This window comes from Herbaspirillum autotrophicum, from assembly GCF_001189915.1.
Lineage (GTDB): Bacteria > Pseudomonadota > Gammaproteobacteria > Burkholderiales > Burkholderiaceae_D > Herbaspirillum > Herbaspirillum autotrophicum.
Genome location: NZ_LFLS01000002.1, coordinates 218,085 through 241,780, shown reverse-complemented (window position 1 = coordinate 241,780; position 23,696 = coordinate 218,085). Strand labels below are relative to the sequence as shown.

At 60.7% G+C, this 23,696-nt stretch carries 21 protein-coding genes; 13 read left to right on the top strand and 8 right to left on the bottom strand.

Annotated elements, in window-relative coordinates; translation table 11 throughout:
• Positions 1 to 7 precede the first annotated feature (7 nt).
• The 7 genes from AKL27_RS02410 (at position 8) to AKL27_RS02380 (ending at position 7,943) form a co-directional block, all read left to right on the top strand.
• Positions 8 to 1,507, top strand: coding sequence for an aldehyde dehydrogenase (locus tag AKL27_RS02410; RefSeq protein WP_050461054.1), 1,500 nt, complete (start codon positions 8 to 10; stop codon positions 1,505 to 1,507).
• A 107-nt stretch (positions 1,508 to 1,614) separates the two neighbouring features.
• On the top strand, positions 1,615 to 3,132 hold the full coding sequence (locus AKL27_RS02405; protein ID WP_232310874.1) for an ABC transporter substrate-binding protein: 1,518 nt from the start codon (positions 1,615 to 1,617) through the stop codon (positions 3,130 to 3,132).
• A gap of 65 nt (positions 3,133 to 3,197) precedes the next feature.
• Positions 3,198 to 4,115 (top strand): ABC transporter permease, encoded by a 918-nt coding sequence (locus AKL27_RS02400; RefSeq protein ID WP_050461053.1) that lies wholly within the window; start codon positions 3,198 to 3,200, stop codon positions 4,113 to 4,115.
• Between the two features lie 18 nt (positions 4,116 to 4,133).
• Complete coding sequence (locus tag AKL27_RS02395) at positions 4,134 to 4,976, top strand: ABC transporter permease (protein WP_232310873.1); 843 nt, start codon at positions 4,134 to 4,136, stop codon at positions 4,974 to 4,976.
• Positions 4,977 to 4,978: 2 nt separating this feature from the next.
• Entirely contained in the window at positions 4,979 to 5,977 is a 999-nt protein-coding gene (locus tag AKL27_RS02390) for an ABC transporter ATP-binding protein (protein ID WP_050461051.1), read from the top strand.
• The gene (locus tag AKL27_RS02385; protein ID WP_050461050.1) at positions 5,974 to 6,765 is read left to right on the top strand and encodes an ATP-binding cassette domain-containing protein; all 792 of its coding nucleotides are present in this window, start codon (positions 5,974 to 5,976) and stop codon (positions 6,763 to 6,765) included. The genes AKL27_RS02390 and AKL27_RS02385 overlap by 4 nt, the downstream gene beginning before the upstream one ends.
• 53 nt (positions 6,766 to 6,818) lie before the next feature.
• Positions 6,819 to 7,943, top strand: coding sequence for a beta-propeller fold lactonase family protein (locus tag AKL27_RS02380; protein ID WP_050461049.1), 1,125 nt, complete (start codon positions 6,819 to 6,821; stop codon positions 7,941 to 7,943).
• Here the strand turns inward: AKL27_RS02380 and pdxR are convergent.
• A complete protein-coding gene (pdxR, locus tag AKL27_RS02375) occupies positions 7,931 to 9,430 on the bottom strand; it encodes a MocR-like pyridoxine biosynthesis transcription factor PdxR (RefSeq protein ID WP_050461047.1) in 1,500 nt (499 codons plus the stop codon). The two genes, AKL27_RS02380 and pdxR, sit on opposite strands and share 13 nt — an antisense overlap.
• A 115-nt stretch (positions 9,431 to 9,545) precedes the next feature.
• On the opposite strand from pdxR, the gene gabT reads away from it, so the two are divergent.
• Together gabT and gabD are read left to right on the top strand one after the other, a co-directional pair.
• A complete protein-coding gene (gabT, locus tag AKL27_RS02370; protein ID WP_050461046.1) occupies positions 9,546 to 10,814 on the top strand; it encodes a 4-aminobutyrate--2-oxoglutarate transaminase in 1,269 nt (422 codons plus the stop codon).
• A 60-nt stretch (positions 10,815 to 10,874) separates the two neighbouring features.
• Positions 10,875 to 12,329: an NADP-dependent succinate-semialdehyde dehydrogenase gene (gene gabD, locus AKL27_RS02365; protein WP_050461045.1), complete on the top strand. Its 1,455-nt coding sequence runs from the start codon at positions 10,875 to 10,877 to the stop codon at positions 12,327 to 12,329.
• A 44-nt stretch (positions 12,330 to 12,373) separates the two neighbouring features.
• On the opposite strand, the gene AKL27_RS02360 is transcribed toward gabD, so the two are convergent.
• Genes AKL27_RS02360 through AKL27_RS02350 form a run of 3 tightly spaced genes read right to left on the bottom strand, consistent with a single transcriptional unit; the run spans position 12,374 to position 16,763 of the window.
• A complete protein-coding gene (locus tag AKL27_RS02360; protein WP_050461044.1) occupies positions 12,374 to 13,630 on the bottom strand; it encodes an MFS transporter in 1,257 nt (418 codons plus the stop codon).
• On the bottom strand, positions 13,627 to 14,724 hold the full coding sequence (locus AKL27_RS02355; RefSeq protein ID WP_050461043.1) for a class I SAM-dependent methyltransferase: 1,098 nt from the start codon (positions 14,722 to 14,724) through the stop codon (positions 13,627 to 13,629). The genes AKL27_RS02360 and AKL27_RS02355 overlap by 4 nt, the downstream gene beginning before the upstream one ends.
• Positions 14,725 to 14,750: 26 nt before the next feature.
• On the bottom strand, positions 14,751 to 16,763 hold the full coding sequence (locus AKL27_RS02350; RefSeq protein ID WP_050461042.1) for a TonB-dependent receptor: 2,013 nt from the start codon (positions 16,761 to 16,763) through the stop codon (positions 14,751 to 14,753).
• Positions 16,764 to 17,016: 253 nt separating this feature from the next.
• Here AKL27_RS02350 and AKL27_RS02345 point away from each other — a divergent pair, with 253 nt between their 5' ends.
• Positions 17,017 to 17,967 (top strand): helix-turn-helix transcriptional regulator, encoded by a 951-nt coding sequence (locus AKL27_RS02345; RefSeq protein ID WP_050461041.1) that lies wholly within the window; start codon positions 17,017 to 17,019, stop codon positions 17,965 to 17,967.
• A gap of 48 nt (positions 17,968 to 18,015) precedes the next feature.
• Here AKL27_RS02345 and AKL27_RS02340 read toward each other — a convergent pair whose 3' ends face one another.
• Complete coding sequence (locus AKL27_RS02340; protein WP_050461040.1) at positions 18,016 to 19,164, bottom strand: FAD-dependent oxidoreductase; 1,149 nt, start codon at positions 19,162 to 19,164, stop codon at positions 18,016 to 18,018.
• A 58-nt stretch (positions 19,165 to 19,222) separates the two neighbouring features.
• Between AKL27_RS02340 and AKL27_RS02335 the strand changes: the two genes are divergently transcribed.
• A complete protein-coding gene (locus tag AKL27_RS02335) occupies positions 19,223 to 19,684 on the top strand; it encodes a MarR family winged helix-turn-helix transcriptional regulator (protein WP_050461039.1) in 462 nt (153 codons plus the stop codon).
• Positions 19,685 to 19,747: 63 nt separating this feature from the next.
• On the opposite strand, the gene AKL27_RS02330 is transcribed toward AKL27_RS02335, so the two are convergent.
• Positions 19,748 to 20,146, bottom strand: a complete 399-nt coding sequence (locus tag AKL27_RS02330) for a RidA family protein (RefSeq protein ID WP_050461037.1) — start codon at positions 20,144 to 20,146, stop codon at positions 19,748 to 19,750.
• Positions 20,147 to 20,365: 219 nt separating this feature from the next.
• Between AKL27_RS02330 and AKL27_RS02325 the strand changes: the two genes are divergently transcribed.
• Positions 20,366 to 20,959, top strand: coding sequence for a TetR/AcrR family transcriptional regulator (locus tag AKL27_RS02325; RefSeq protein ID WP_232310872.1), 594 nt, complete (start codon positions 20,366 to 20,368; stop codon positions 20,957 to 20,959).
• Positions 20,960 to 20,991: 32 nt separating this feature from the next.
• On the opposite strand, the gene AKL27_RS02320 is transcribed toward AKL27_RS02325, so the two are convergent.
• Positions 20,992 to 21,564, bottom strand: a complete 573-nt coding sequence (locus AKL27_RS02320; protein ID WP_050461034.1) for an NAD(P)H-dependent oxidoreductase — start codon at positions 21,562 to 21,564, stop codon at positions 20,992 to 20,994.
• A gap of 100 nt (positions 21,565 to 21,664) precedes the next feature.
• Between AKL27_RS02320 and AKL27_RS02315 the strand changes: the two genes are divergently transcribed.
• Positions 21,665 to 22,021 carry a winged helix-turn-helix transcriptional regulator gene (locus AKL27_RS02315; RefSeq protein ID WP_050461032.1) on the top strand — a complete coding sequence of 119 codons (357 nt, stop codon included), beginning with the start codon at positions 21,665 to 21,667 and terminating at the stop codon, positions 22,019 to 22,021.
• Positions 22,022 to 22,036: 15 nt separating this feature from the next.
• Here the strand turns inward: AKL27_RS02315 and prpR are convergent, their stop codons facing one another.
• The gene (prpR, locus tag AKL27_RS02310; RefSeq protein ID WP_050461030.1) at positions 22,037 to 23,668 is read right to left on the bottom strand and encodes a propionate catabolism operon regulatory protein PrpR; all 1,632 of its coding nucleotides are present in this window, start codon (positions 23,666 to 23,668) and stop codon (positions 22,037 to 22,039) included.
• Positions 23,669 to 23,696 lie beyond the last annotated feature (28 nt).

Genomic DNA, 23,696 nt, shown 5'->3' with positions numbered 1-23,696 from the left:
GCAACCCATGAAATTACATGATCTGGCGTACTGGCAAGAACGTGCCGCGGCGCTGTCGATTCAGCACCAGGCTTTCATCGACGGCCGTTTCGTCGATGCCATCAGCGGCAGCACCTTTGCCGCACTGAGTCCGATTGACGGCCGCAAGCTGGCCGATGTGGTCGCCTGTCAGAGTGAAGATGTCGATCTGGCGGTGGCGGCAGCGCGCCGGACCTTTGAAGCCGGAGTCTGGTCGCGGCTGCATCCGCGTGAACGCAAGCAAGCGTTGCTGCGACTGTCGCAACTGATTGCCGAGCATGGTGAAGAACTGGCCTTGCTGGAAACGCTGGACATGGGCAAGCCGATTGCCGACGCCGTGCTGTACGACATCCCGGAAACGGTGAAGTGTTACGCCTGGTATGCCGAAGCCATCGACAAGCAATACGATGAGATCGCGCCCACCGGCGAAGACGTGCTGGCGACCATTACGCGGGAAGCAATCGGCGTGGTGGCAGCCGTGGTGCCGTGGAATTACCCGCTGATGATGGCGGCCTGGAAAATCGCGCCGGCACTGGCGGTCGGCAACAGCGTGATTCTCAAACCGGCCGAGCAATCCTCACTGAGTGCGCTCAAGCTGGCCGAACTGGTGCAGCAAGCCGGCATTCCGGCCGGTGTCTTCAACGTGGTGCCGGGTCTTGGCGCTGCCGCCGGCAAGGCGCTCGGCTTGCACATGGATGTCGATTGCATTGCCTTTACCGGTTCCACGCTGACCGGCAAGCGCTTCATGGAATATTCCAGTCAATCCAATCTGAAGCGGGTCTGGCTCGAATGCGGCGGCAAGTCGCCGCATATCGTCTTCGACGATTGTCCCGATCTGGACAAGGCGGCGCAGGCGGCAGCCGTCGGCATCTTCAGCAATCAAGGGGAAGTCTGCATCGCCGGTTCGCGGCTCTATGTGCAAGACACCATTTACGACGACTTCATGGCGCGCGTGCAGCATTTCGCTACCACCATGTTGCCCGGCGATCCGCGCGATCCGCGCGCCGCGATGGGGGCAATTGTCGACGAACCGCAAATGCGCAAGGTGCTGGCGTACATCGATGCCGGCGTGCGCGAAGGCGCGACGCTGCGCAGTGGCGGCAAACAGGTGCGCAACGCCAGCGGCGGCTTCTACATCGAACCGACCATCTTCGATTGCAGCAGTCAGGACTTCAGCATCGTGCGCGAAGAAATTTTCGGACCGGTGCTGGCAGCGCAAAAATTCAGTACCGAAGAACAGGCGATAGCCTTGGCCAATGATTCGCCGTATGGCCTCGGCTCCGGTTTGTGGACCGCCAATCTGGGCCGCGCCCATCGGGTCTCGCGCCGGCTGCGCGCCGGACTGGTCTGGGTCAACTGCTATATGGATGGCGATATCACGGTGCCGTTCGGCGGCGTCAAGCAATCCGGTTTCGGTCGCGACAAGTCCTTGCATGCGCTCGACAAGTACAGCGATCTGAAAACCACCTGGTTCAACCTCGCACTGTAGAAATTCGGCAGCGGCAAGGCGGCCGCTGCCGAATTTCGTATCAATGAAGTTTGTATGCGTTCCCGTTTGTATTGCCGTTTGTATTCCATGATCCCAAGGAGAAAATCTTGTTTTCACTGACTTCACGCAGCGTCGTAACAAAGATGGTGACAGGCGCAGTGGCACTGATGCTGTGTCACGCCGCGTTGGCTTCCAAGGCTGACGATACCTTCAATGTCGCCTTCGACTCGGCACCGGCCACGCTGGATGCCTACAAGGAAGCCGACCGTCCCGGGCTGAGCCTGATCCGCATGGTGTATTCCGGCCTGATCCAGAAAGATGCCCAGACCGGCAAGTTTGAACCGGCGCTGGCGTCGGCCTTCAAGTTCGTGGATGATAAAACCATGGAATTCACCTTGCGCAAGGACGTGGTATTTCACGACGGCAGCAAGCTCACCGTGGATGACGTGGTCTACACGCTGAATCTGGTGGCCTCGAAAGACTACAACGCGCGCTTTCAAAATACGGTCAGCTGGATCGACAAGGTAGAAAAAATCTCGGATAGCAGCTTCCGTATCCGCATGAAAGAACCATTCCCGCTGGCGCTGGAAATGTTGTCGGAAAATCTGCCGATCTATCCCAAGCATTACTATCAGGCCAATATGTCGCTGATGGGGTCCAAGCCGGTCGGCACTGGCCCGTATCGTCTGGTGGAAAGCCAGCCCGGCAGCCGCTATGTGTTCGAACGTTTCGACGGCTATTTCGGCAAGAAGCCTGCCATCAAACGGCTGGTGGTGCGCATCCTGCCGGATACCAACACCCAATACGCCGAACTGCTCGGCGGTGGTCTGGACTGGATCTGGCGTTTGCCACCCGACGCCGCGCGCAAGCTGAGCGCGCAAAAGTCGCTGGATGTCAAAACCGTCAACATCATGCGCATCAGCTACATCTCGATCAATCCGCGTTTTCAGGATGGCAAGTCGCCGCTGGCCAACCTCAAGGTACGCCAGGCGCTGAACATGGCGATCAACCGCGAAGCGATTCGCAGCGCGCTGATCGGCGGCGCGTCCAAGCTCACCAACGCGGCCTGTAATCCATTGCAATTCGGCTGTGCCACCGATGTCCAGGTATATCCCTACGATGTCGCCGGCGCCAAGCGTCTGATGACGGAAGCCGGTTACCCCAACGGTTTTGCGATGGATATGGTGATGGCTTATCCGCCCCGTGCCATCTTTGAAGTGGTATCGGCCAATCTGGCGCAGATCGGCGTCAAGATCAATCTGATCGAACAGCAGTACTCGACTGCCACCACGGCGTGGCGCGAAGGCCGGGCACCGTTGCTGGCAGCGGCCTGGGGTTCGTATGGCATCGCCGATGTTGCCTTGAGCACCAGCAACTTCTTTGGCGGTGGCGCTGACGATCAGGTCAAGAATCCGGAAGTGGTCAAGCTGCTCAAGGAAGCCGATACCTCGGTCGATCCGGCCTTCCGCAAGCAACGTTATGCGCAGGCCTTGAAGATCATTGCGGCGCAGGCGTACTGGGTGCCGCTGTGGAATCACTCGTTGAGTTATGCGCAAAACAAGTCGGTGAACTTTGCCGTGGATGCCGATGAGTTTCCGCGCTTTTACAAAGCCAGCTGGAAGTAAGCGGATTGGCAGCGATGCCCGGGATTGCAAGGTCCCGGGCCGGTATCAACAAACAGGACGACCTCATGATTTTCTACATGTTGCGGCGCTTGCTGGTGTCTCTGGGACTGGTCATTTTCGTCTCGATGATCAGCTTTACCCTGATCTTCGCTTCCGGCGATCCGGCCGCCAGGCTGGCCGGCGAGGGCAGTGCCGCCGATGTCGCGCATCTGTCGTCGCAATACGGTTTTGACCAGCCGATTGTGCTGCAGTATGGCAAATGGCTGGCGGCGCTGGCGCATGGCGATTTCGGCGAAAGCCTGTATTTCCGGCGTCCGGTCAGTGAATTGCTGCTGCAGCATTTCGCGTTGACCGCCAAGCTCGGCGCATTGTCGATGTTGCTGGCCTTGCTGATTGCCTTGCCGCTCGGGATTGCTGCCGGTTACTGGCCAAAGTCATGGATCAACCGGCTGACGATGTGGTTCACCGCGTGCAGTCAGGCGATGCCGCCATTTTGCCTGGCGTTTCTGCTGATCATCATTTGCAGTGTGCAGAATTCCTGGCTGCCGGCCTCGGGTTTCGACAGCTGGCGCAATTTCGTGATGCCGACCATCGTGCTGGCGGTATTTGCCACGCCGGCCATGATCCGCCTCATGAAAGCCGAAATGGAAAGCGTGCTGCGCGCCGATTACATCCGCACCACGCGCGCCATGGGCCTTGATGCACGCAAGATCTTGCTGAAGTACGCCTTGCGCAATGCGGTGCGACCCATCGTGTCGCTGGCCGCGGCGCAGATGGGCACCTTGCTGGCCGGGTCGGTGGTGATCGAGTCGGTGTTTGCCATCAACGGCGCCGGTCAGCTGGCCTGGATTTCCATCCTGCGCGGCGACTTTCCGACTATCCAGGCCCTGATTCTGGTGTTTTCGCTGTTCTATATCGCCTTGACCTTGTGTGCCGATCTGTTCAACGGCTGGCTCGATCCGCGCATCCGCAGCACGCGCTAATTCCATTTCCCTATGCTCATGCACAAGCTATTCAATTCATTGCCAAGACTGTCGCTGCGGCGTCACGGCGTTGCCATCCTGCTTTGCTTGCTGGTAGCGGCCGGTTTGTTCGGGCCGCTGCTGCTCAATGCCGATCCCTATACCCAGGATTTGCTGGCGCGCCTGCAAGAACCGGTGTGGGGCGAGGGCGGCAGCTGGACCCACGTGCTCGGTACCGATCACCTCGGCCGCGATGTGCTGGCGCGCGCCTTGTACGGCGTGCGGGTATCGGCGCTGATTGGTGTCAGTGTCGCACTCATGGGCGGCATTATCGGTACCGTGCTCGGCGTCAGCGCCGGCTATTTCGGCGGCATCACCGACCGCGTGATTTCGTTTCTGATCACGGCCCGCTTGTCGCTGCCGATCATTCTGGTGGCGCTGGCCGTGGTGTCGCTGTTCGGCGCGTCGCTGACGATTGTGGTGCTGGTGCTGGGCGGCCTGTTATGGGAACGTTATGCGCTGGTGGCACGCACCATGGCGATGAGCTTGCGCAATGCCGATTTTGTGGTGGCGGCGCGGCTGCAAGGATGTTCGCACTGGCAAATCATGTGGCATGAAGTGATGCCGAATCTGTTCGGCAATCTGGTCATCATCGGCACCATGGACGCCGCCATGGCGGTGACGCTGGAAGCGTCGCTGTCGTTCCTCGGACTCGGTGTGCCGCCGCCGCTGCCATCGCTCGGACTGATGATTGCCGAGGGCAAGGAAAACATTCTGTTTCAGCCATCGCTGGTGGTGATCCCCAGCGTGGTGCTGTTCTTGCTGGTGTTGTGTGTGAATCAGACCGGCGACATCATCCGCCGGGCGCAAAGGAAAGAGTGATCATGGAACCAGCATTGTTATGTGTTGAAGGCTTGCACGTCGACATCGTCAGCACCACGCCGGTCAAGCACATGGTGCGCAACGTGTCGTTCTCGGTACAGCGCGGCAAGACATTGTGCATCGTCGGCGAGTCCGGCTGCGGCAAATCACTGACCGCGCTGTCACTGATGAGCCTGCTGGCCGACGGCGTGGTCCGGCGCAGTACCACCTTGCGCTTCGATGGTATCGACCTGGCACAACTGAGTGAACGGCAGTGGAGTGATGTGCGCGGTGCCCGGATTGCCATGATTTTTCAAGATCCGATGACCTCGCTCAATCCGGTGTTTACGGTCGGCACGCAACTGACCGACGTCTTGTTGCAGCATCAGAAAGTGAGTCGCCGGGCGGCGACCGAACGCGCCATCTATCTGCTGAAACGGGTCGGTATCACCAATCCCGAAGCGCGCTTGCAGCAGTACCCGCATGAATTGTCGGGCGGCTTGCGGCAACGCGTGATGATCGCCATGGCGCTGATGTGTGGTCCCGATCTGTTGATCGCCGACGAACCGACCACGGCGCTGGATGTCACGGTCCAGGCTGAATTGCTGGAATTGTTGCGCGACATTCAGCGCGAATTCAAGATCGGCCTGATCTTCATTTCGCATGACCTGGGACTGGTCTCGAAGATCGCCGATGACGTCATGGTGATGTATGCCGGCGACGTGGTCGAAGCCGGACCGGCGGCAGAAGTGTTTCGCCATCCCTTGCATCCGTACACCACCTTGCTGTTGCGCTGCATTCCGCGTCCCGGCCATACCGTGCCGAAATCGGCCTTGCCGTCGATCAGCGGCAGCATTCCGTCATTCGATAACGACATCGCCGGTTGTCCGTTTTATGAACGCTGTTCCTTGCATGAAGATGCCTGCCGCGAGCCGGGACCGGCACCGGCACAGCATGGCATGCACAGCTACCTGTGTCTGAAGCCGGGGCAGTTGCAGCAGATGAAAGAGGTGGCGGCATGAGCGCGCACATCGCCCAAACGCTGGCACTGGAAGGCGTGTCCTTCAGCTACAAGAAATCCGGAATGGGATTGTTTGGCGCTGCTGCCGCGCCGCAGGTATTGGACAACATCGATTTCACGCTCAATACCGGTGTCACCACCGGACTGGTCGGCGAGTCGGGCAGCGGCAAATCGACCATTGCCAAACTGTTGCTCGGCCTGATTAGTCCCGGCACCGGACGGGTGCTGCTGGATGGCAAGAGTTTGCAGGAAACCTCGCGCATGGAACGCGCCCGCACCATACAAATGGTGTTTCAGGATCCGTATTCATCGCTCAATCCGCGCGCCACGATTGCCCAGATCCTGAGCCTGCCGTTGCGTGCGCATGACATCGGCGATGCCGCCAGCCGCGACCGTGCAGCGCGCGCCATGATGGACGCAGTCGGTCTCAGCGCCGGTTTTCATCAGCGTTATCCGCGCGAATTGTCGGGCGGTCAGCGGCAGCGGGTCGCCATCGCCCGCGCCCTGATGCTGCGCCCGCGCATCCTGATCTGCGACGAACCGACCTCGGCGCTGGATGTCTCGGTACAATCGCAAATTCTCAATCTGTTGCAGGAATTGCAGCGCGAATTCCAGTTGGCATATCTGTTCATCAGCCACAATCTGGCGGTGGTGCAGCATATCTCGGACGATATTCTGGTGATTCAGTCCGGCCGGATCGTCGAACGCGGCGCCGCGCAGCAAGTGTATTTCGCGCCGCAGCATCCTTATACGCGGCAACTGATCAGCTCGACGCTGGCGCCGCCTTGAGCAGCATCCGCACGCCCGGCACCATGACCTCATTCTCCGCAGCAAGGAACAATATGCATACCAACCATCCGGCACCACATTACATGTTGGTCGCCAACGATGAAAAAGTGACCTGGGATGCCGCCGGCAAGATTCATTTTCTGGCGGCCGGCAATGATCACCTGATGATTTTCGATATCGGCAGTGATCCGGCGCAACCGCGTCACGTGGTCACGATTCCGGTCGAAAATTCCTTGTTCGGCCCGCCCACCAATCTGGCCATCACGCCCGATAACACGCTGGCCTTGCTGGCCAATCCGATGCGCTGGCGTGAGCAAGATGGCGTGTGGACGCCGGGACCGGGCAATCTGCTGCATGTGGTTGACCTGACGCTGCAACCACCGGCCATGATCGCCACGCTGGAAGTCGGACCGCAACCCTCGGGCATGGCGATCAACCGCGCCGGCACGCTGGCATTGATTGCCAATCGTGCCGACCATTCGATCTCGGTATTGCGCATTCGCGACAAGCAGGTAAGCCTGATCGGTACCGTGGCGGTCGATGGCCATCCGGTGGCAGTGGCGTTCGATGCCGATGGCCGCCGCGCTTTCTTTGCCAAGATGGAAACGCATACGCTGGGCGTGTTGCAGATCGATGGCGAGAATGTCAGTTACCAACATGAAGCCGATATCCCGACCGGGCTGGTGCCCTACAACCTCGTGATCACCCCTGACGGCACGCTGGCGCTGACCGTGGACATGGGCCATCCGAATGCCTCGGATGGTCATGCCGATACCATCAGTATTATCGATATCACCGTCAATCCGCCGCGCGTCACCAACAAGGTTGTGGTGGATGACGCCCCGGAAGGTCTGGTCATGAGCCCGACCGGCACCCATGCGGCGGCGATTGTGATTCAGGGGTCGAATTGCAACCACGAAGCCTGGTTTTATCATCGCAATGGCAAAGTGGTCTTGCTCAAGATCGATGGTGCACAGGTGACGCGCGTCAGTGAAATCGACGTCGGCGCCTTGCCCGAAGGGGCAGTATTCAGCCCGGATGGCCGCTACCTGTATGTCGGCAATTTCCTCGACGCCGACATGTCGGTGCTGCGCATCGATGGCGATACGCTGGTCGATACCGGCACCCGCATTGCACTCGGCGGGCATCCGGCAGCGATGCGCAGTCAGTCGTTCTGAGGCGGCAAGTGCCGCAGGATGATCTGCGCCAGTCGCTTGAAGACTGGCCGGATCTGTTCATTTTCGGTATTGGCGTAGCCCAGCAGCAAGCCCTGGCGGGCGCTGTCGGCGTGCATGTAGTAACGCGACAAGGGGCGGGCGATGATGCCGGCGCTGCGGGCTTCGTTGCTGATGGCCTGGTCGCTGCAGCCGGGCGGCAACATCAGGGTCAGGTGCAAGCCGGCTTCGCCGCCCATGATTTCCAGCTGCGGTGGCAGAAATTCGCGGATCGCGGCTTGCAGCAATTGCAGGCGCTCGGCATACAGCAGGCGCATTTTGCGGATGTGCGAAGCGAAATAGCCTTCGCCCATGAAGTCGGCCAGCGTCGCTTGCAGGAAGAGCTGGCTGCCGCGATACAACTCGGCGCTGCCGCTGGCGAACGAGGCCGCCAGCGCTTCCGGCACCACCAGGAAACCGATGCGCAAGCCGGGGAACATGGTTTTGCTGAAGGTGCCCATGTACAGTACCCGGTCGTGCCGGTCCAGACCTTGCAGCGATGCCAGCGGCGCGCTGCCGTAACGGAATTCGCTGTCGTAATCGTCTTCGATGATCCAGCTCTGATGCGCGGCGGCATATTCCAGCAACAACCGCCGCCGCGACAGACTCATGACCATGCCGAGCGGATATTGATGTGATGGCGTGGTGCAGATGAAGCGTGGCGGCGTCAGTGCATGTTCGAGCGGCAAGCCCTCGGCATCGACTGCAATCGGCAGGGTCTTGATATCGAGTGAATTGAGTACGCTGCGGGTGCCCCAGTAGCACGGGTCTTCAACCCAGGCGGCATCACCGTTCTCGCCCAGCAGTTTGACGATGATGTCGAGCGACTGATGAATGCCGGTGGTGATCAGTACTTGCTCGGCCTGGCAATTGACCGAGCGCGCGCTGCGCAGATATTCGGCAATCGCCGCGCGCAACGGCAGGTGGCCGCCGCCCTGACCATAGGTCAGTAATTCCGGATGGGTGCGGCGCCAGTATTTGTTTTGCAGACGGTTCCAGATCTTGTGCGGAAAGCGCGACACATCGGGAATGCCGGGCATGAAGGCTTCCAGTTGGCGGTCGCTGACCCCGGCTTGCTGCGTGATGGCAATACCGCGTGCCGACAGTGCCGAGCGCGGTTGTGCCGTGTGGTCGGCATGGCGGCCATGGGACGCCGGGTGCGGCGGCGCTGCCAGCCGGATGTCGGCCGGCGTGGTGTCGGTAATGAAGGTGCCGGCGCCGGTGCGGGTTTCCAGATAGCCCTCGGCCAGCAACTGATCGTAGGCGTAGGTCACGGTATTGCGCGACATCGCCAGCGCCCGCGCCAGATCGCGCGTGGACGGCAATTGCATGCCGGTCGGCAACATCTGGCTGAGGATGGCTTCGCGAATGATGTGATAGATCTGGCGGTTGAGCGGCAACTGGCGGTCGATGCGCAACAGCAGCAAATCCGAAAGTGAGGCTACAGGCAAGGTGGCACCATGAGAAAAACGAAATTGGCCCTATATGACCATGCTATTTCAACTTTAGTATGGGGCCACATGAGCGCGTCATATTAACAGTATCGAATTCAAGGAGCCAGTTGAAATGAAAAATGCCGATTTGCAGCAACGCAAGAATGCAGCAACGCCACGCGGTGTTGGCGTGATGTGTGATTTTTATGCGGCACGCGCCGAGAATTCGGAACTGTGGGATGTCGAAGGGCGCCGCTATATCGATTTCGCCGCCGGCATTGCCGTGCTCAATACCGGTCATCGTCATCCGAAACTGGTGGCTGCCATCAAGCAGCAACTGGATCACTTTACGCATACGGCGTATCAGATCGTTCCTTACGCCAGCTATGTCGAACTGGCCGAGCGCATCAACACGCTGGCGCCGGGCGCTTTCCCGAAAAAGACCGCGTTGTTCAGCACCGGTGCCGAAGCCGTCGAAAACGCCATCAAGATTGCCCGCGCCGCTACCGGTCGCGCCGCCGTGATTGCCTTCTCCGGTGGTTTCCATGGCCGCACCATGATGGGCATGGCGCTGACCGGCAAAGTCGTGCCGTACAAGGTCGGTTTCGGCCCATTCCCGGGCGATGTTTATCACGTACCGTTCCCGAGCGCCTTGCATGACATCAGCACCGAAGATTCGCTGAGCGCGATTCAAGCCTTGTTCAAGAGCGATGTCGAAGCCAAACGCGTGGCGGCCATCATCATCGAACCGGTACAGGGCGAAGGCGGCTTTCAGGCGGCACCGCCGGAACTGATGCACGGCCTGCGTCGCATCTGCGATGAACACGGCATTTTGCTGATCGCCGACGAAGTGCAGACCGGCTTTGCCCGTACCGGCAAACTGTTTGCGATGGAGCATTACGATGTCGCCGCCGATCTGATCACCATGGCCAAGAGCCTGGCCGGCGGCATGCCGTTGTCGGCAGTCTGCGGCCGTACCGAGATCATGGATGCACCGGCGCCGGGCGGGCTTGGCGGCACCTATGCCGGCAATCCGCTGGCGGTAGCCTCGGCACTGGCGGTGCTCGATGTGATCAAGGAAGAACAATTGGTCGAGCGCGGCGCGCGTCTCGGTGACCAGCTCAAGGCCACGCTCAATGAATTGCGCGGCAGTGTGCCGGCGATTGGTGAAATCCGTGGGCCGGGCGCGATGGTGGCGGTGGAATTCGTCAAGCCGGGCAGCACCGAGCCGGATGCCGACTTTACCAAGCGGGTGCAAACGCTGGCGCTGCAACAAGGTTTGCTGTTGCTGAGCTGTGGCACCTACGGCAATGTGATTCGCTTCCTGTTCCCGCTGACGATTCAGGATGCGGTCATGGATGAAGCGCTGGCGATTCTGCGCCAGGTATTGCGCGCGGCCTGAGGCCCGTTTTGAGCGGCGGCCATCCGCTGGCCGCCGGTTCGACACTCTTTTGAAATGACGATGATGCAACTCAACGATTCCTCCCTGTTTCGCCAGCAAGCCTATGTCAACGGCGTCTGGTGCGATGCCGACGACGGCGCGGCCATCAGCGTGACCAACCCGGCCACCGGCGAGCAACTCGGCACGGTGCCCAAAATGGGTGCTGCCGAAACCCGGCGTGCGATTGCTGCCGCTGATGCGGCATGGCAAGGCTGGCGTCGCAAGACGGCCAAGGAGCGCAGCAGCATCTTGCGCACATGGCATGAACTGATGCTGGCCAATGCCGACGATCTGGCGCAGATCATGACGCTGGAGCAAGGCAAGCCGCTGGCCGAAGCCAAAGGCGAAATCACCTATGCCGCTTCATTCATCGAATGGTTTGCGGAAGAGGGCAAACGGACTTACGGCGACACCATTCCTTCGCCATCGTCGGCCAACCGCATCGTGGTCACCAAGGAAGCAATTGGGGTCTGCGCCGCCATCACGCCATGGAATTTTCCGGCCGCGATGATTACGCGCAAGGCCGGTCCGGCGCTGGCCGCCGGTTGCCCGATGGTACTCAAGCCGGCGGAAGCCACGCCGTATTCAGCACTGGCGCTGGCGGTACTGGCCGAACGGGCCGGCATCCCGGCCGGAATTTTCAGCGTGCTGACCGGCGACCCGCGCGCCATCGGTGCAGAAATGACCAGCAATCCGACGGTGCGCAAAATATCCTTTACCGGTTCCACCGCTGTCGGTCGTTTGCTGATGGCGCAATCGGCGCCGACCATCAAGAAGCTGTCGCTGGAACTCGGCGGCAATGCGCCGTTCATCGTGTTTGACGATGCCGATCTGGATGCCGCAGTCGAAGGAGCGATGGCGTCCAAATATCGCAATGCCGGCCAGACCTGCGTCTGCGCCAATCGCCTGTATGTGCAAGATGGCGTGTATGACGCCTTCGCGGAAAAACTGGTGGCGGCAGTGGCAAAACTGAAGGTCGGCAATGGTCTTGAGGCTGGCGTCACGCAAGGTCCGCTGATTGATGACAATGCCATCAAGAAGGTCGAACAGCACATTGCCGACGCCAGCGCCAAGGGCGGCCGGGTGGCACTTGGCGGCAAGCGTCACGCACTCGGCCACAGCTTTTTCGAACCGACCGTGCTTCTGGATGCGACCCCGGAAATGCTGGTCGCCAGGGAAGAAACCTTCGGCCCGCTGGCGCCGTTGTTCCGTTTCAAGACCGAGGAAGATGTGATCGGCATGGCCAACGATACCGAATTCGGTCTGGCCAGCTATTTCTACTCGCGCGATATCGGCCGTATCTGGCGCGTCGCCGAACGTCTGGAAAGCGGTATGGTCGGCATCAATACCGGCCTGATTTCGAATGAAGTCGCGCCGTTCGGCGGTGTCAAGCAATCGGGACTGGGACGCGAAGGATCGCATTACGGCATTGATGATTATCTGGTCATCAAGTACCTGTGCATGGGCGGTCTGTGATTCAACTCGCGGACATGGCGCCATGTCCGCGAGCGCAGTACTGACTAACCCGCAGCAGCGGCGCTGCCTTGCATGGCAGCGCCGATCACGCGCCGGCTGTTCAGCGTCAATAGCAATACCAGCAGCATCGCCAGCCACAGACCGCACAACATGCCGCGGTAACCGAAACGATCCAGCGCAATGCCGCCCAGCAGGGGCACCGCAATCCGGCCAATCGCAAACAGGCTGGCCTGAATCCCGTAATCGGCAGCACTGCGCAACGGCCGCGCAAAGTACATCATCAAACCGAACGCGACTGCCGCCATGCTGCCCATGGCCAGCGCCACCAACATCGCCGCGCCGACCAGCCATCCGGCGGCCGCTTGCAATTGCACCGCCAGCAATAATGCCCCGAGCGCCAGCAGGCACAAGGCGGTCACCGCCGGCAGCGCGTTGCCGGGACCGAGGCGACGGCTACACCATGGCGTCAGCATGCCGGACAGTGCAGCCACGACACCGCCACCGATACCGACGATGGCCGCGACCTGCTGCGCGGCGAAACCGTGATCGAGCATTAGCGGTTTGAGGTAAAACCAGGCCGCGCCGATCACCGGAAAACACAGCAGCAACAGCACGCTCCAGCGAGCGCCACCGGGTTGTGCGAAGTAGCCGCGCCAATCCATGGCGGGCGGCTTGTCGACGTGGGTGTGGGGGGCTACCGCAGACGACTCTTGGCCCAGCGACAGGCTCAGCAATGTCGCCACTGCCAGCAACAGCCCCAGCGCCATGATCCAGAACGGCGCGCGCCAGCCCCATTGCGTATGCGCCAGCAACATCAAGCCACCGCCAACGATGGCACCGAGCGCCAGTGCCGCCGAACGGATACCGCCGGCACGCAGGCGCTGGGTTTCCGGCAACAGGCGGATCGCCAGCGCATTGACCGGCACGTCGGCCCAGGTCGCCAGCAAGGCGGCACTGAACGCCAGCGCGAACAATTCGCCGCGACTGCCGAGCAGAGGCTGACGTCCGATCAACAACAGTGCGCCGGCAAACAGCAGGCACAGCGCGATGGCCCACCAGCGATATCGACTTGGCACGGCACTGGTTTTGCGGCCGCGTTCCACCGGTGCCGCCAGCAAGAACTTGAGTGCCGCCGGCAAGGCCGCCAATTGGAAGATGCCCAGTTCCACGCCCGACCAGCCATGCTGGCGCAGCACCAGCGGCAAGCCCAGCCACAGGTAAACGCTGGGTGCAGTCAATACCAGATTGAGCCAGCCGAAACATAGCTGACGCCAGCCGTCGCGTTGCAGAAAGGGCTTCATGCGGCGTCCTTGCGGGCGATCAGCACTTGCACCGGCGCCATCGGAAATGCCGTGCTGGTGCTCTGTTCAATCGCCACGAAACCGTTGTCGGCCAGCAGTTGCGCCAGTTGTCCCTGATACGTCACGTGCCGGCCCAGCATGCGCATCGGCAGGTAATACGGCAGCACCCGCGCGGCAGCAGCGGCGTCACCGGCGATTTCTGCTTGCGCGCACACCAGCACGCCGCCCGGTTTCAGCGCCGCCAGTATTTTCGCCAGCACCGCCGCCATGTCCGGCACGAAATGCAATACCGAGGAACACCAGATCAGGTCATAGCCGTGGCCGATATCATCCTGCTCCAGATTGCCGGGCAGGGCGTGCAGACGTTGCGCCAGACCGGTTTGCCGGATGTTGTCGGCGGCTACCGCCACCGTTTCGGGCCAGTCGAATACGGCACCGGTCAATGGCGGACACGCTTGCGCCAGCGCAATCGCGACCCAGCCGGGACCGCCGCCGAGATCGAGCATGTGCAGCGGTTTGGCAGGTGTTGCGCCGGTGGCGGCAAACGCGCTCTGGCATTCGGCAATCGCGCTCACGATATGCAGTGCCGCAGCCGTGGTGGCGGCGCGCTGTTCCTGTCCGATTTGCTTGCGCGCAGCCTGCGCCCAGTTGGGACCGTTGGCGGATTGGAAGGTCTTGGTCGCCGGCACGCTGCCCGGCTGCCCGCTATCGTCCGTGGCTGACGGTGCTTGCAACAAGCCGCGCAGTTGCGTGCCGAAGTGACGCAAGGCCTGCAAGCGATAGCGCCAGGCATCGCCGCAATATTGTCCGCCGTTCGATACCAGATAGGGCGCCAGCGCCGGCGTCAGTCGATAGCTGGTGGCGCTGTCGCCAGTGCTGCGTTCCAGCACCCCCATGCTCCATAACAATTCCAGCAGCAAGCCGCTGCGGTGCGGATCCATGTGCATGTGGCGGGCGATATCGGCGACGCCGCCGGACATCTGCAAGTGATCGAGCAGGCCGCTTTCCAGTGCCAGGTCGAAGGCCTCGGCTTGCACGGCGGCCACGGTCAGATCCCAATAGGCTTGCAGCGGATGATGGTTTTCAAAGTTCATGTCGTGATTCCTTGATGGTGGTGTGCTTACATGCGCCAGGTCAGACGCAGACCGGCTTCGCGCGGCGGACTGTAGACCGTGACGATGCCGTTCTGGTAACCGACGGCGTCATAGCGGTGATTGGCCAGATTGTTCAGATACGCCGAGACTTCGGTCTGGCCGAAGCGATAGCCGCCGTTCAGATTGATCAGGCCGAAACCGTTGCGGCTATAGCGATTGGCGGCATCCAGATAGACCTTGCCGGTGCCGGTCAGCGTGGCTTGTGCGTACCAGTTGGCGCGGGCGTCGTAGCGCACACTGAGGTGACCGTTAAGGTCGGGCGCGAATGGATTGTGGTTGCCGTCATAGTTGTTGCTGCCGTCGCGGAACGTATCGAAACGGGTGTGATTGACGGCCAGACCGGCTTGCAGTTGCCAGCCGGCACCGAGCAGATAGTCGAGTTCGAATTCGGCGCCGGTGGAGCGCGCCGATGCCGCATTGGTCACGTACACCACGCCGGGCGTCGGCATTTGCTGTACCTGCATGTTGCGCACGTTCATCAGGTACAGTGCCGCCGCATAACGCAGGCGATTGCCGGCGAGCCAGCCTTTGCTGCCGAGTTCAAACGAGCGCACGGTTTCCGGCTCATAGGCGGCATAACCAGCGCCCGGTACGAAGACGTTATAGCCGCCGGCACGGAAACCGTCGGTCACGCTGGCGTACAGTTGCTGTTGCGGCGCCCATTGATATTGCACCGCCAGCTTGGGCGACAAGCGGGTCCAGGTGGCGCTTTTTTCCGCACCGCCGTCGGGTGTGAAGCGTACGCTGTCACGTTCGGCGCGGGCGCCGGCGACCAGGGTCCAGTGCTGCGCCAGCGGCACCGTCCAGTCGGTGAACAGCGCCACCGAATTGCCGGCCAGCGCGGCGCGACTGCGCGTCAACGCCATCGGCAGCTTTTGTTCATTGAGCAGATGGTGGTCGTCCTGATCGGCATACAAGCCTGCCAGCCAGCTGGCGGCACCGAGTTTGCCTTCCAGCCGGAATTCTTGCGACAGGGTGGTGAAATGATGATCGCGGCCGATGTGCAGGGTATCCGGCAAGCGGAAGTCGGTGTCTTGCATGACATGGTCGAACCACTCGTTGCGCGCCGTGATGGAACGCAGCTTGAGACCGGAATCAAGTTCATGCGCCAGGTTCAGCGACAAGGTCGAGCCGTTGGATTTGTTCCAGCCGGCAGTGCCGGAATTGACCGTGCCACGTACCGCGGCGGGCGCACCCCACCACGCGGCGCCGTCGTCCTGATCAGTACGGGTATACCGCAAGGTGGCGTCGGTGCGGGTGTCCGGGGTCCAGCGCAAGGCCAGTTTCAGATTGCGGGTGTCACGCCCGCCTTCCTTGGCGCCGGTGCTGGCATTGTCGATGAAGCCGTCTTGTTGCCGCCATTCACCGGCGATGCTGGCGTACAGCGTATCGGTCACCAGTGGCCGGCTCAGATCGACACTGAGGCTGCGCAGATTGCGGCTGCCGGCAGCGACCGACAACATGCTGCGCGGGGTATTGTCCGGCACCAGCGAATAGATGTTGATGACGCCGGCTTCGGCATTGCGGCCATACAGGGTGCCTTGCGGTCCGCGCAGTACTTCGACGCGGTCGACGGCCAGCAGGTTATTGTCGAAACCTTGCGCCATCAGCGTCGGCACGCCATCGACCAGCAACAGCGTGGAGGTGGAAAAGGAAAAGAAGTTGGCACTCATGCCGCGCACGACCGGCGAATTGACACCGCCCTGGCCGAACGGCTGGAAACTCAATCCGGGCGTGATGTGTTCCAGCGCATCGACGCTGCCGATATGCGCATCACGCAGACTTTCGCCATCGATGACGGTAATGCTGGCCGGCACCGATTCCAGCGTCTGTTGCTGCTTGTTGGCGCTGACGGTAATGGCCGGCAATACCGGTGCCGGTTCGGTTTGCTGGGCCGAGGCCACGCTGCTGAAGCTGGCCAGCAGCAAGCAGGGCAACAGCCGCAGTTGCGGGGGACGGGCGGGGACAAGGGGACGCATGACGATAAGTACTCCTGACAGATTGCAAATGAGGGGAAGGGGCTGGCACCGGCGCCGTTGAAAAACAGGCGGCGGATGGCTTCACCAAAGTTTATGCAATAATGAGAATCGTTATCATCCAAGTTCGTAGGGATTCCGGCGGATTTCATTTGCATTCCGGCGCAAACGTCGCCGGGACGGCCGGAATGACATACAAGACAGCTCACAACTTTAATCTCAACCACCAGCGCCACCGTGTTGGCACAAGGAACTCATGCACCGGCAATTGCCTTCGTCACGATCCGCTTTCGCACCCGCCAACGGCTGGCAGCGCATGCCGTTGCCTGAGGTTGCGGGCCGCTGCCATGCCGATCGCTGTCAACTGGAACCGGGGCTGGTACTGGTACATTCCGACTATCAGCCGCAGCACGATCTGGCGGAAGAAAATGCCAATCTGCTTGATGCCCGCGTGCTGGTGATTACCTTCGGCTTGCAAGGCGATTCGGTTTATCAGAGCCGGGATGGCGGGCAGTTGCCGTTTCGCGGCGGCCACACCACGATGTCAGGCTTTCGTCACAGCATTGGTCAGCGCCGTTATGCCGCCGGTGCGCGGGTGGCGCAGTTGCGTTTGCTGATTGAAGAATCGGTGTTGGCGCGTTACCTCGGTGAGCCGCGATGTCGCGACTTGTTGCCGGCCAATGGCGTGAGGCAACTGGCGTTCGGTCCGACTGCCGGTGCCAGCAATGTGCACATTGATGCATTGCTGCGGCAACGGCGGGCGGCACCGGCGACCGCCGGACTCAATACACTGGATCTGCAAATCCATACACTGAGTTTGCTGGCCGAACAGTTGCGGGGGCTCAAACCGCACGCCGACCCCACGCCGACTGCCGGCCGCCGCTGGCCGGAACGCGAGATTGCCAAAATTGAACAGGTGCGCGAGCTGATGCATACCCACATGGCGCAGGCGCTGACGGTTTCCTGGCTGTGTGCGACGGTGGGGATCAGTGAATTCAAATTGAAAGCAGGCTGTGCATTGTTGTATCAGCGCAGCCCGTATCAGCTCTTGCTGGAAATCCGCATGCGCCATGCGTGGACCTTGCTGGAAGGCGGCTGCCAGGTGGCGCAGGCGGCATGGCAGACCGGCTATGAACATCCGAGCAGCTTCAGCGTGGCATTTACGCGTTTTTTTGGCCGTACGCCGAAGTCGGTCAACAGTAAATGAACCCGCAGGCGGTGGCGGTTGCCGGCGATCCGGCAGCCGGCGTGATGCTCATTGCGCCTGAGATGCAGCAGCCTGATGGCGGCGATACATTTCCAGCGTTTGCGCCTGACCATCATGCGACAGGAAGGTCGCTGCCGCTTCGGCGGCACCGGTTGCCGACGCAATGGTGCGGCTGAACATGGCCTGTTCATAATGTGCTACCGCCTCCTGCCATGGGGCAGTGCCGGTCAGTGCGTTGGCCAGTTCGAGCGCATCCAGCATGGCGTTGTTGACGCCATCGCCGCCGAACGGCGACATCACGTGCGCCGCATCGCCGAGCAGCGTCAGGCCGGCACGATGTTGCCAGCAATGGCCGATGGGCAAGGCATGAATCTGACGTTCGGTGAAATTGTCATTGCTGGCGCGGAACAGGTCGAGCAGGGTGTCGGCATAACCGGCGTACTCGCGTATCAGCGCGGCGCGCAGTAAGGCCGGTGCGGAAAAATCGAAGCGTTGCTGCATCCAGCTGGTCGGCACCCGAAAGATCGCATAGCCGCGCAAATGCGCATTGCCGTTGCGCTGCACGATGATGCCCTTGCCATCACCCTCGACGCCCATCTTGCCCGAGCCCACCAGCTTGGACAGCAGCGGATGCGCGCGATCAGCGTCATCAATTCCGAATTCCAGAAACGATATCCCGCTGTACTGCGGCGCATAAGGCGACAGCAATGGCCGTACCCGCGACCACGCACCATCGGCACCGACCACCAGATCGAATGCGGCGGTATCGCGGCCGTCAACATGCAGATGCCAGCTACCGTCGGGGGCGGCAGTCACTTCGCGCAGTGCATGATTCCAGCGTACCGTGTCAGACGGCAAGGATGCCAGCAGCATGGCACGCAGCGCGGTGCGGTCAACTTCGGGACGGTTGCCTTCGGCCATGCCGTCATCTTCCAGCAGCAGATTGCCGGCCATGTCGAACATTTTGCTGCCCTGATCTTCATAACGCGCAACTTTCAGGAATTCATCCATCAAACCCGCTTGCCGCAGCGCCAGCAGGCCGGAATCCTCATGCAGATCAAGCGTGCCGCCTTGCGGACGCCACAGCGGATCGGCATCGCGCTCGAATACGGTGGCCCGGATGCCGTGGCAATACAGGAGGCGGGCCAGCGTCAATCCGCCCGGGCCAGCGCCGATAATGGCTATACGTAGTGTCATGTGATTCACTTTCAATTTATAATAGGATCCTATTCAATATAAATAGGATCCTATTGATATGTCAAGCGCCACCGATACCGATATAGATAAAAATCCGCTCCGGTTGATCGGTCACATCAACCGCACCTTTACCCGCGTGGTCGACCAGCCCATCAAGGAGTTGGGATTTGCCGTCAGTCAGTTGCCAGTGCTGGTGATGCTCAAGCGCCACGGACCGTCATCGCAGGCCGGATTGGCGCGCGTGGCGCAGGTCGAGCAGCCGAGCATGGCGCAGTTGCTGAACCGCATGGAACGCGATGGTCTGGTGGAACGGGTAGCCGATCCCGATGATGGGCGCAGCAAGCTGATTTCACTGACGAAACAGGCGGCGCGCCAGATGCCGAAAGGCAAGGCGGTCATGGATGCGGCATGCCAGCGGGCGCTGGCAGGATTGAGCGAGGCCGAACAGGCGCAATTGCATGCGCTGCTGCTGCGGGTCAGCGTCAATCTGGAGCAGGCGGTGCGGGAAGAGACACTGTGACTGCTGGCATGTTACTTTGCTCCCCTTGTCATATTGTCACCGGCGCTGGCTGCCGGTTGCCGGTCAGGCGGCCTGGGGAATGCGGGCGATCACCTTGATTTCGAAATCGAAACCGGCCAGCCAGTTGACGCCGACCGCAGTCCAGTTAGGATAGGGCGCGGCACCGATCATTTGCAGCCGAATCGCGTTGAGCGTTTCCCACTGGTTGGCCGGATCGGTATGAAACGTGGTGACATCGACTACGTCATCGAAAGTACAACCGGCGGCTTTCAGTACTGCGGTCAGATTATCGAAGGCAAGTTGCACTTGTTTGCCGAAGTTTGGTTCGGGTGACCCGTCTTCCCGGCTCCCGACCTGGCCCGAGACGAACAGCAGGTCGCCGGAACGGATTGCTGCCGAATAACGGTTGATTTCATAAAGTGCCTGACGGCCGGCTGGAAAGATGGCATTGCGTGTTGACATTGTGTAGTCCAATTAACAGATAGAAGAGCAGCATTGCCGCTGCAACGCGGACGCCGCCCCAAAGGCGGTGCAGGTGGCACCGGTATCGGTGTTTCAGGCGCGGAGACGTTCAATGACCGGAATGGTCTTTTGCATACGCCGCGTATGCCAGTATATTCCGATATACGCTTCGTATGTAAACTAATATACATAGCGTATGTCCTTTGATAAGGACAAGAAGTGACAAAACGACGTGCGCAAATGGTGGAAGAGACGCGGACCAAGCTGATTCAGGCGGCGCGCGAAGCCTTCGCCGCCAAGGGATATGCGGCAGCATCGATGGATGATCTGACGGCGGCGGCGGGATTGACGCGAGGTGCGTTGTATCACAACTTCGGCGACAAGAAGGGCTTGCTGCAAGCGGTAGTGGAACAGATCGATGCCGAAATGGGGGCCCGCGCCCGCGCTGCGCAAGAAGGCGCCGAGAGTGCATGGCACGGATTCATGGCGGAAAACATCGCCTATATCGAAATGGCGCTGGAGCCTGAAATCCAGCGCATCATGCTGCGCGACGGACCGGCCGTGCTCGGCGATCCGTCGCAATGGCCGAGCCAGAATGTATGCCTCGGCAGGTCGACCTGCGCCATCCAGGCCTTGATCGAGGATGGCGTCGTCAAGCCGGTGGATGCCGAAGCCACTGCGCGGCTGCTTAACGGCGCAGCGCTGAATGCCTCGCTGTGGATTGCCGCCGCCGAGGATCCGCCGACCGTCTTGGTCAAGGCCGTCGATGCCTTCCGGCAACTGGCCACCGGCTTGTTGAAGGCCGGCGACTGATTGCGCAGTCGCCGTGATGGCGGTGTGCCGCTTCAGTTGGTGAGCAGTTGGCCGGCGCCGCTGGAAATGTGCCGGATATAGGCCAGATAGTCGTCGGCGCTGGCTTGCAGTTCTGCTTCAGAAACCCCGGACTCGGCGCCGTAACAGGCAAATACCGGCAACAGTTCGGCGCTGATGTAGGTAATCGTGAGTTGCAGTGGTCGCATCAATTCGTCGATGGTGAATTGATAGCGGCCATTTTCGCTGTAGTCGGCGGCCTTGATGCCGGCCGAGATGGCCAGTCCGATCCGTTTGCCCGCCAGTTGCCGTTCCCCGGCGCCGCTGCCATACGCAAAGCCGTGCGCCAGTACGTCGTCCAGCCATTTTTTCAACAGCGGCGGGGTGCTGAACCAATACAGCGGAAACTGCAACACGATGTGGTCGTGATCGCGCAGCAGTTGCTGTTCCGCGGCGACATCGATATTGCCATCCGGATAGCGGGCGTGCAGCTGATGAATGGTGATCTGATCCGGGTATTGTTGCAGTTGTTCTACCCAGCGTTTGTTGATCACGGAATTGTCGATATCGGGGTGTGTCACGATGATCAGGGTCTTGGCGTTTTTCATGGCTGCTGTTCAGGAATCAATGGAAAAGCGCATACTAGCGAAGCCATCGGTACCTGAAAAGTAGGTACTTTTTTGTTCCTGTCCAACGAAAACCACACCCATGAAGGCGACTGAATTCAAATTTCCCATCGACGCCACGATTTTTCTGATCGGCGGCAAATGGAAGTGCACCATCCTGTGTTATCTGCTTGAACAACCGCACAGAACCGGAGAATTGCGCCGTGCAATTGCCGATATTTCCCAGAAAGTACTGACCGAACAACTGCGCGAACTCGAAAGCGACGGCATCATCGAGCGCATCGTGTATCCCGAAGTGCCGCCGCGCGTCGAATACAAGGTCACGGAATTCGGTGTATCGCTGGAAGCCATCATTACGGCAATGTGCGACTGGGGCACGGCCAATCTGGACGTGATTGCCGATGCCAGGCGACGCCGGACAGCGGTGGCCGCCGCATAGTGCAGCGCTGCGATCTTATTGCCCCTTGATCTTGCGCCACAAGGTAGTACGGCTGATGCCCAGATACCTGGCAGCGGCTTCACGATTGCCGCCGAAGCGCGCCAATACCTGCGCGATGTCTTCGGTTCCCGACGGCGCGGCATTGGTGGCGACGCTGGCCGCCGCAATCACCGGCGGCGGCATTGAAGTCTGGTTGAATTCCGGGGTGACGCTGAGGATGAATGCCGGCGACAGCGCTTGCAGCGGTTCTGCCGCCAGAAACAGCGCCAGCCGTTCCATCAGATTGCGCACTTCGCGCACATTGCCGGGCCAGGCATAGGCGCTCAGTAGCGGCGTGCAGGCGACGATTTCAGCATGCAGATTCGGATGCGGACGTGCACCGAGCGCCGCCAGCGCTTTCTTGAGACACCATTCGGCCAGCACGATCAAATCTTCCGGACGTTCGCGCAGCGGCGCCAGCGTCAGCCGCAATACCGCCAGGCGATAAAACAGATCGGCGCGGAAGCGGCCTTCACGCACGCGTTGTTCGAGATCGCAATGGGTGGCGCTGATGATGCGGACATCGACGGCGATCGGCCGGGTGCCACCGACGCGCACCACTTCACGCTCTTCCAGTACCCGCAGCAGCCGCGTTTGCAAGGTCAGTGGCATTTCGCCGATTTCATCGAGAAACAGGGTGCCGCGATGGGCCGCTTCAAACAAGCCGGCGTGACCGCCACGACGGGAACCGGTGAACGCGCCTTCTTCGTAGCCGAACAATTCCGATTCCAGCAAGGATTCGGCAATCGCACCGCAATTGACGGCGACAAACGGTTTGCTGTCGGCGCGCGGATTTTCGCGATGAATCGCTTGCGCCACCATTTCCTTGCCGGTGCCGGTTTCGCCCTGAATCAAGACCGTCGCCTGGGAGCGGGCATACAACACGATCGATTGCCGCAGGGTTTCCATCAGTGCCGAATCACCACGCAGTTCGTTGAGGCCGTGCTTGGCGCGCAAGGTGTCGGCTACCGGCGTGCTGCGCGTACGGCTCGATTCGAGCCGGGTCAGGCGCGCGATTTCCAGTGCATCTTCAAACGATTGCCGGATCGAGGCGGCGGAATACATGAATACCCCAGTCAGGCCGGCTTCTTCGGCCAGATCGGTAATCAGGCCGGCGCCGACAATCGCTTTGACGCCGCTGGCCTTGAGTTCATTGATTTGCGCGCGCGCATCTTCTGCGGTGGCGTAGTTGCGTTGCTGGATATTGAAACCGAAGGCGTTCTGGAATTCAGTCAGTGCCGGCATGGTGGACTGATAGGTGATGATGCCGATATCCGGCGAAATCCGGCGCGCCCGCGACAACGCTTGCAAGACATCGAAGCCGCTGGCCTTGGCGATCACTACCGGCACCGACAACCGGGTTTTCAGATAGGCACCGTTGGAACCGGCGGCAATCACGGCGTCGCAACGTTCAGTTTCCAGGCGCTCGCGGATGTAGCGGGCGGCGTCATCGAAGCCCAGATCAATCGGCTCGATCACGGCGCGACCGTCGTACTCCAGCGAAATATCCCGGAACAGATCGGACAGGCGCGACACGGAAACGGTCCAGATGACCGGCGGATGATTCGGATCGGTGGCTTCACGCCGGACAGGAGCAGGGGATGACATGTTTCAAATGCGTTCAGCATGACGTTTC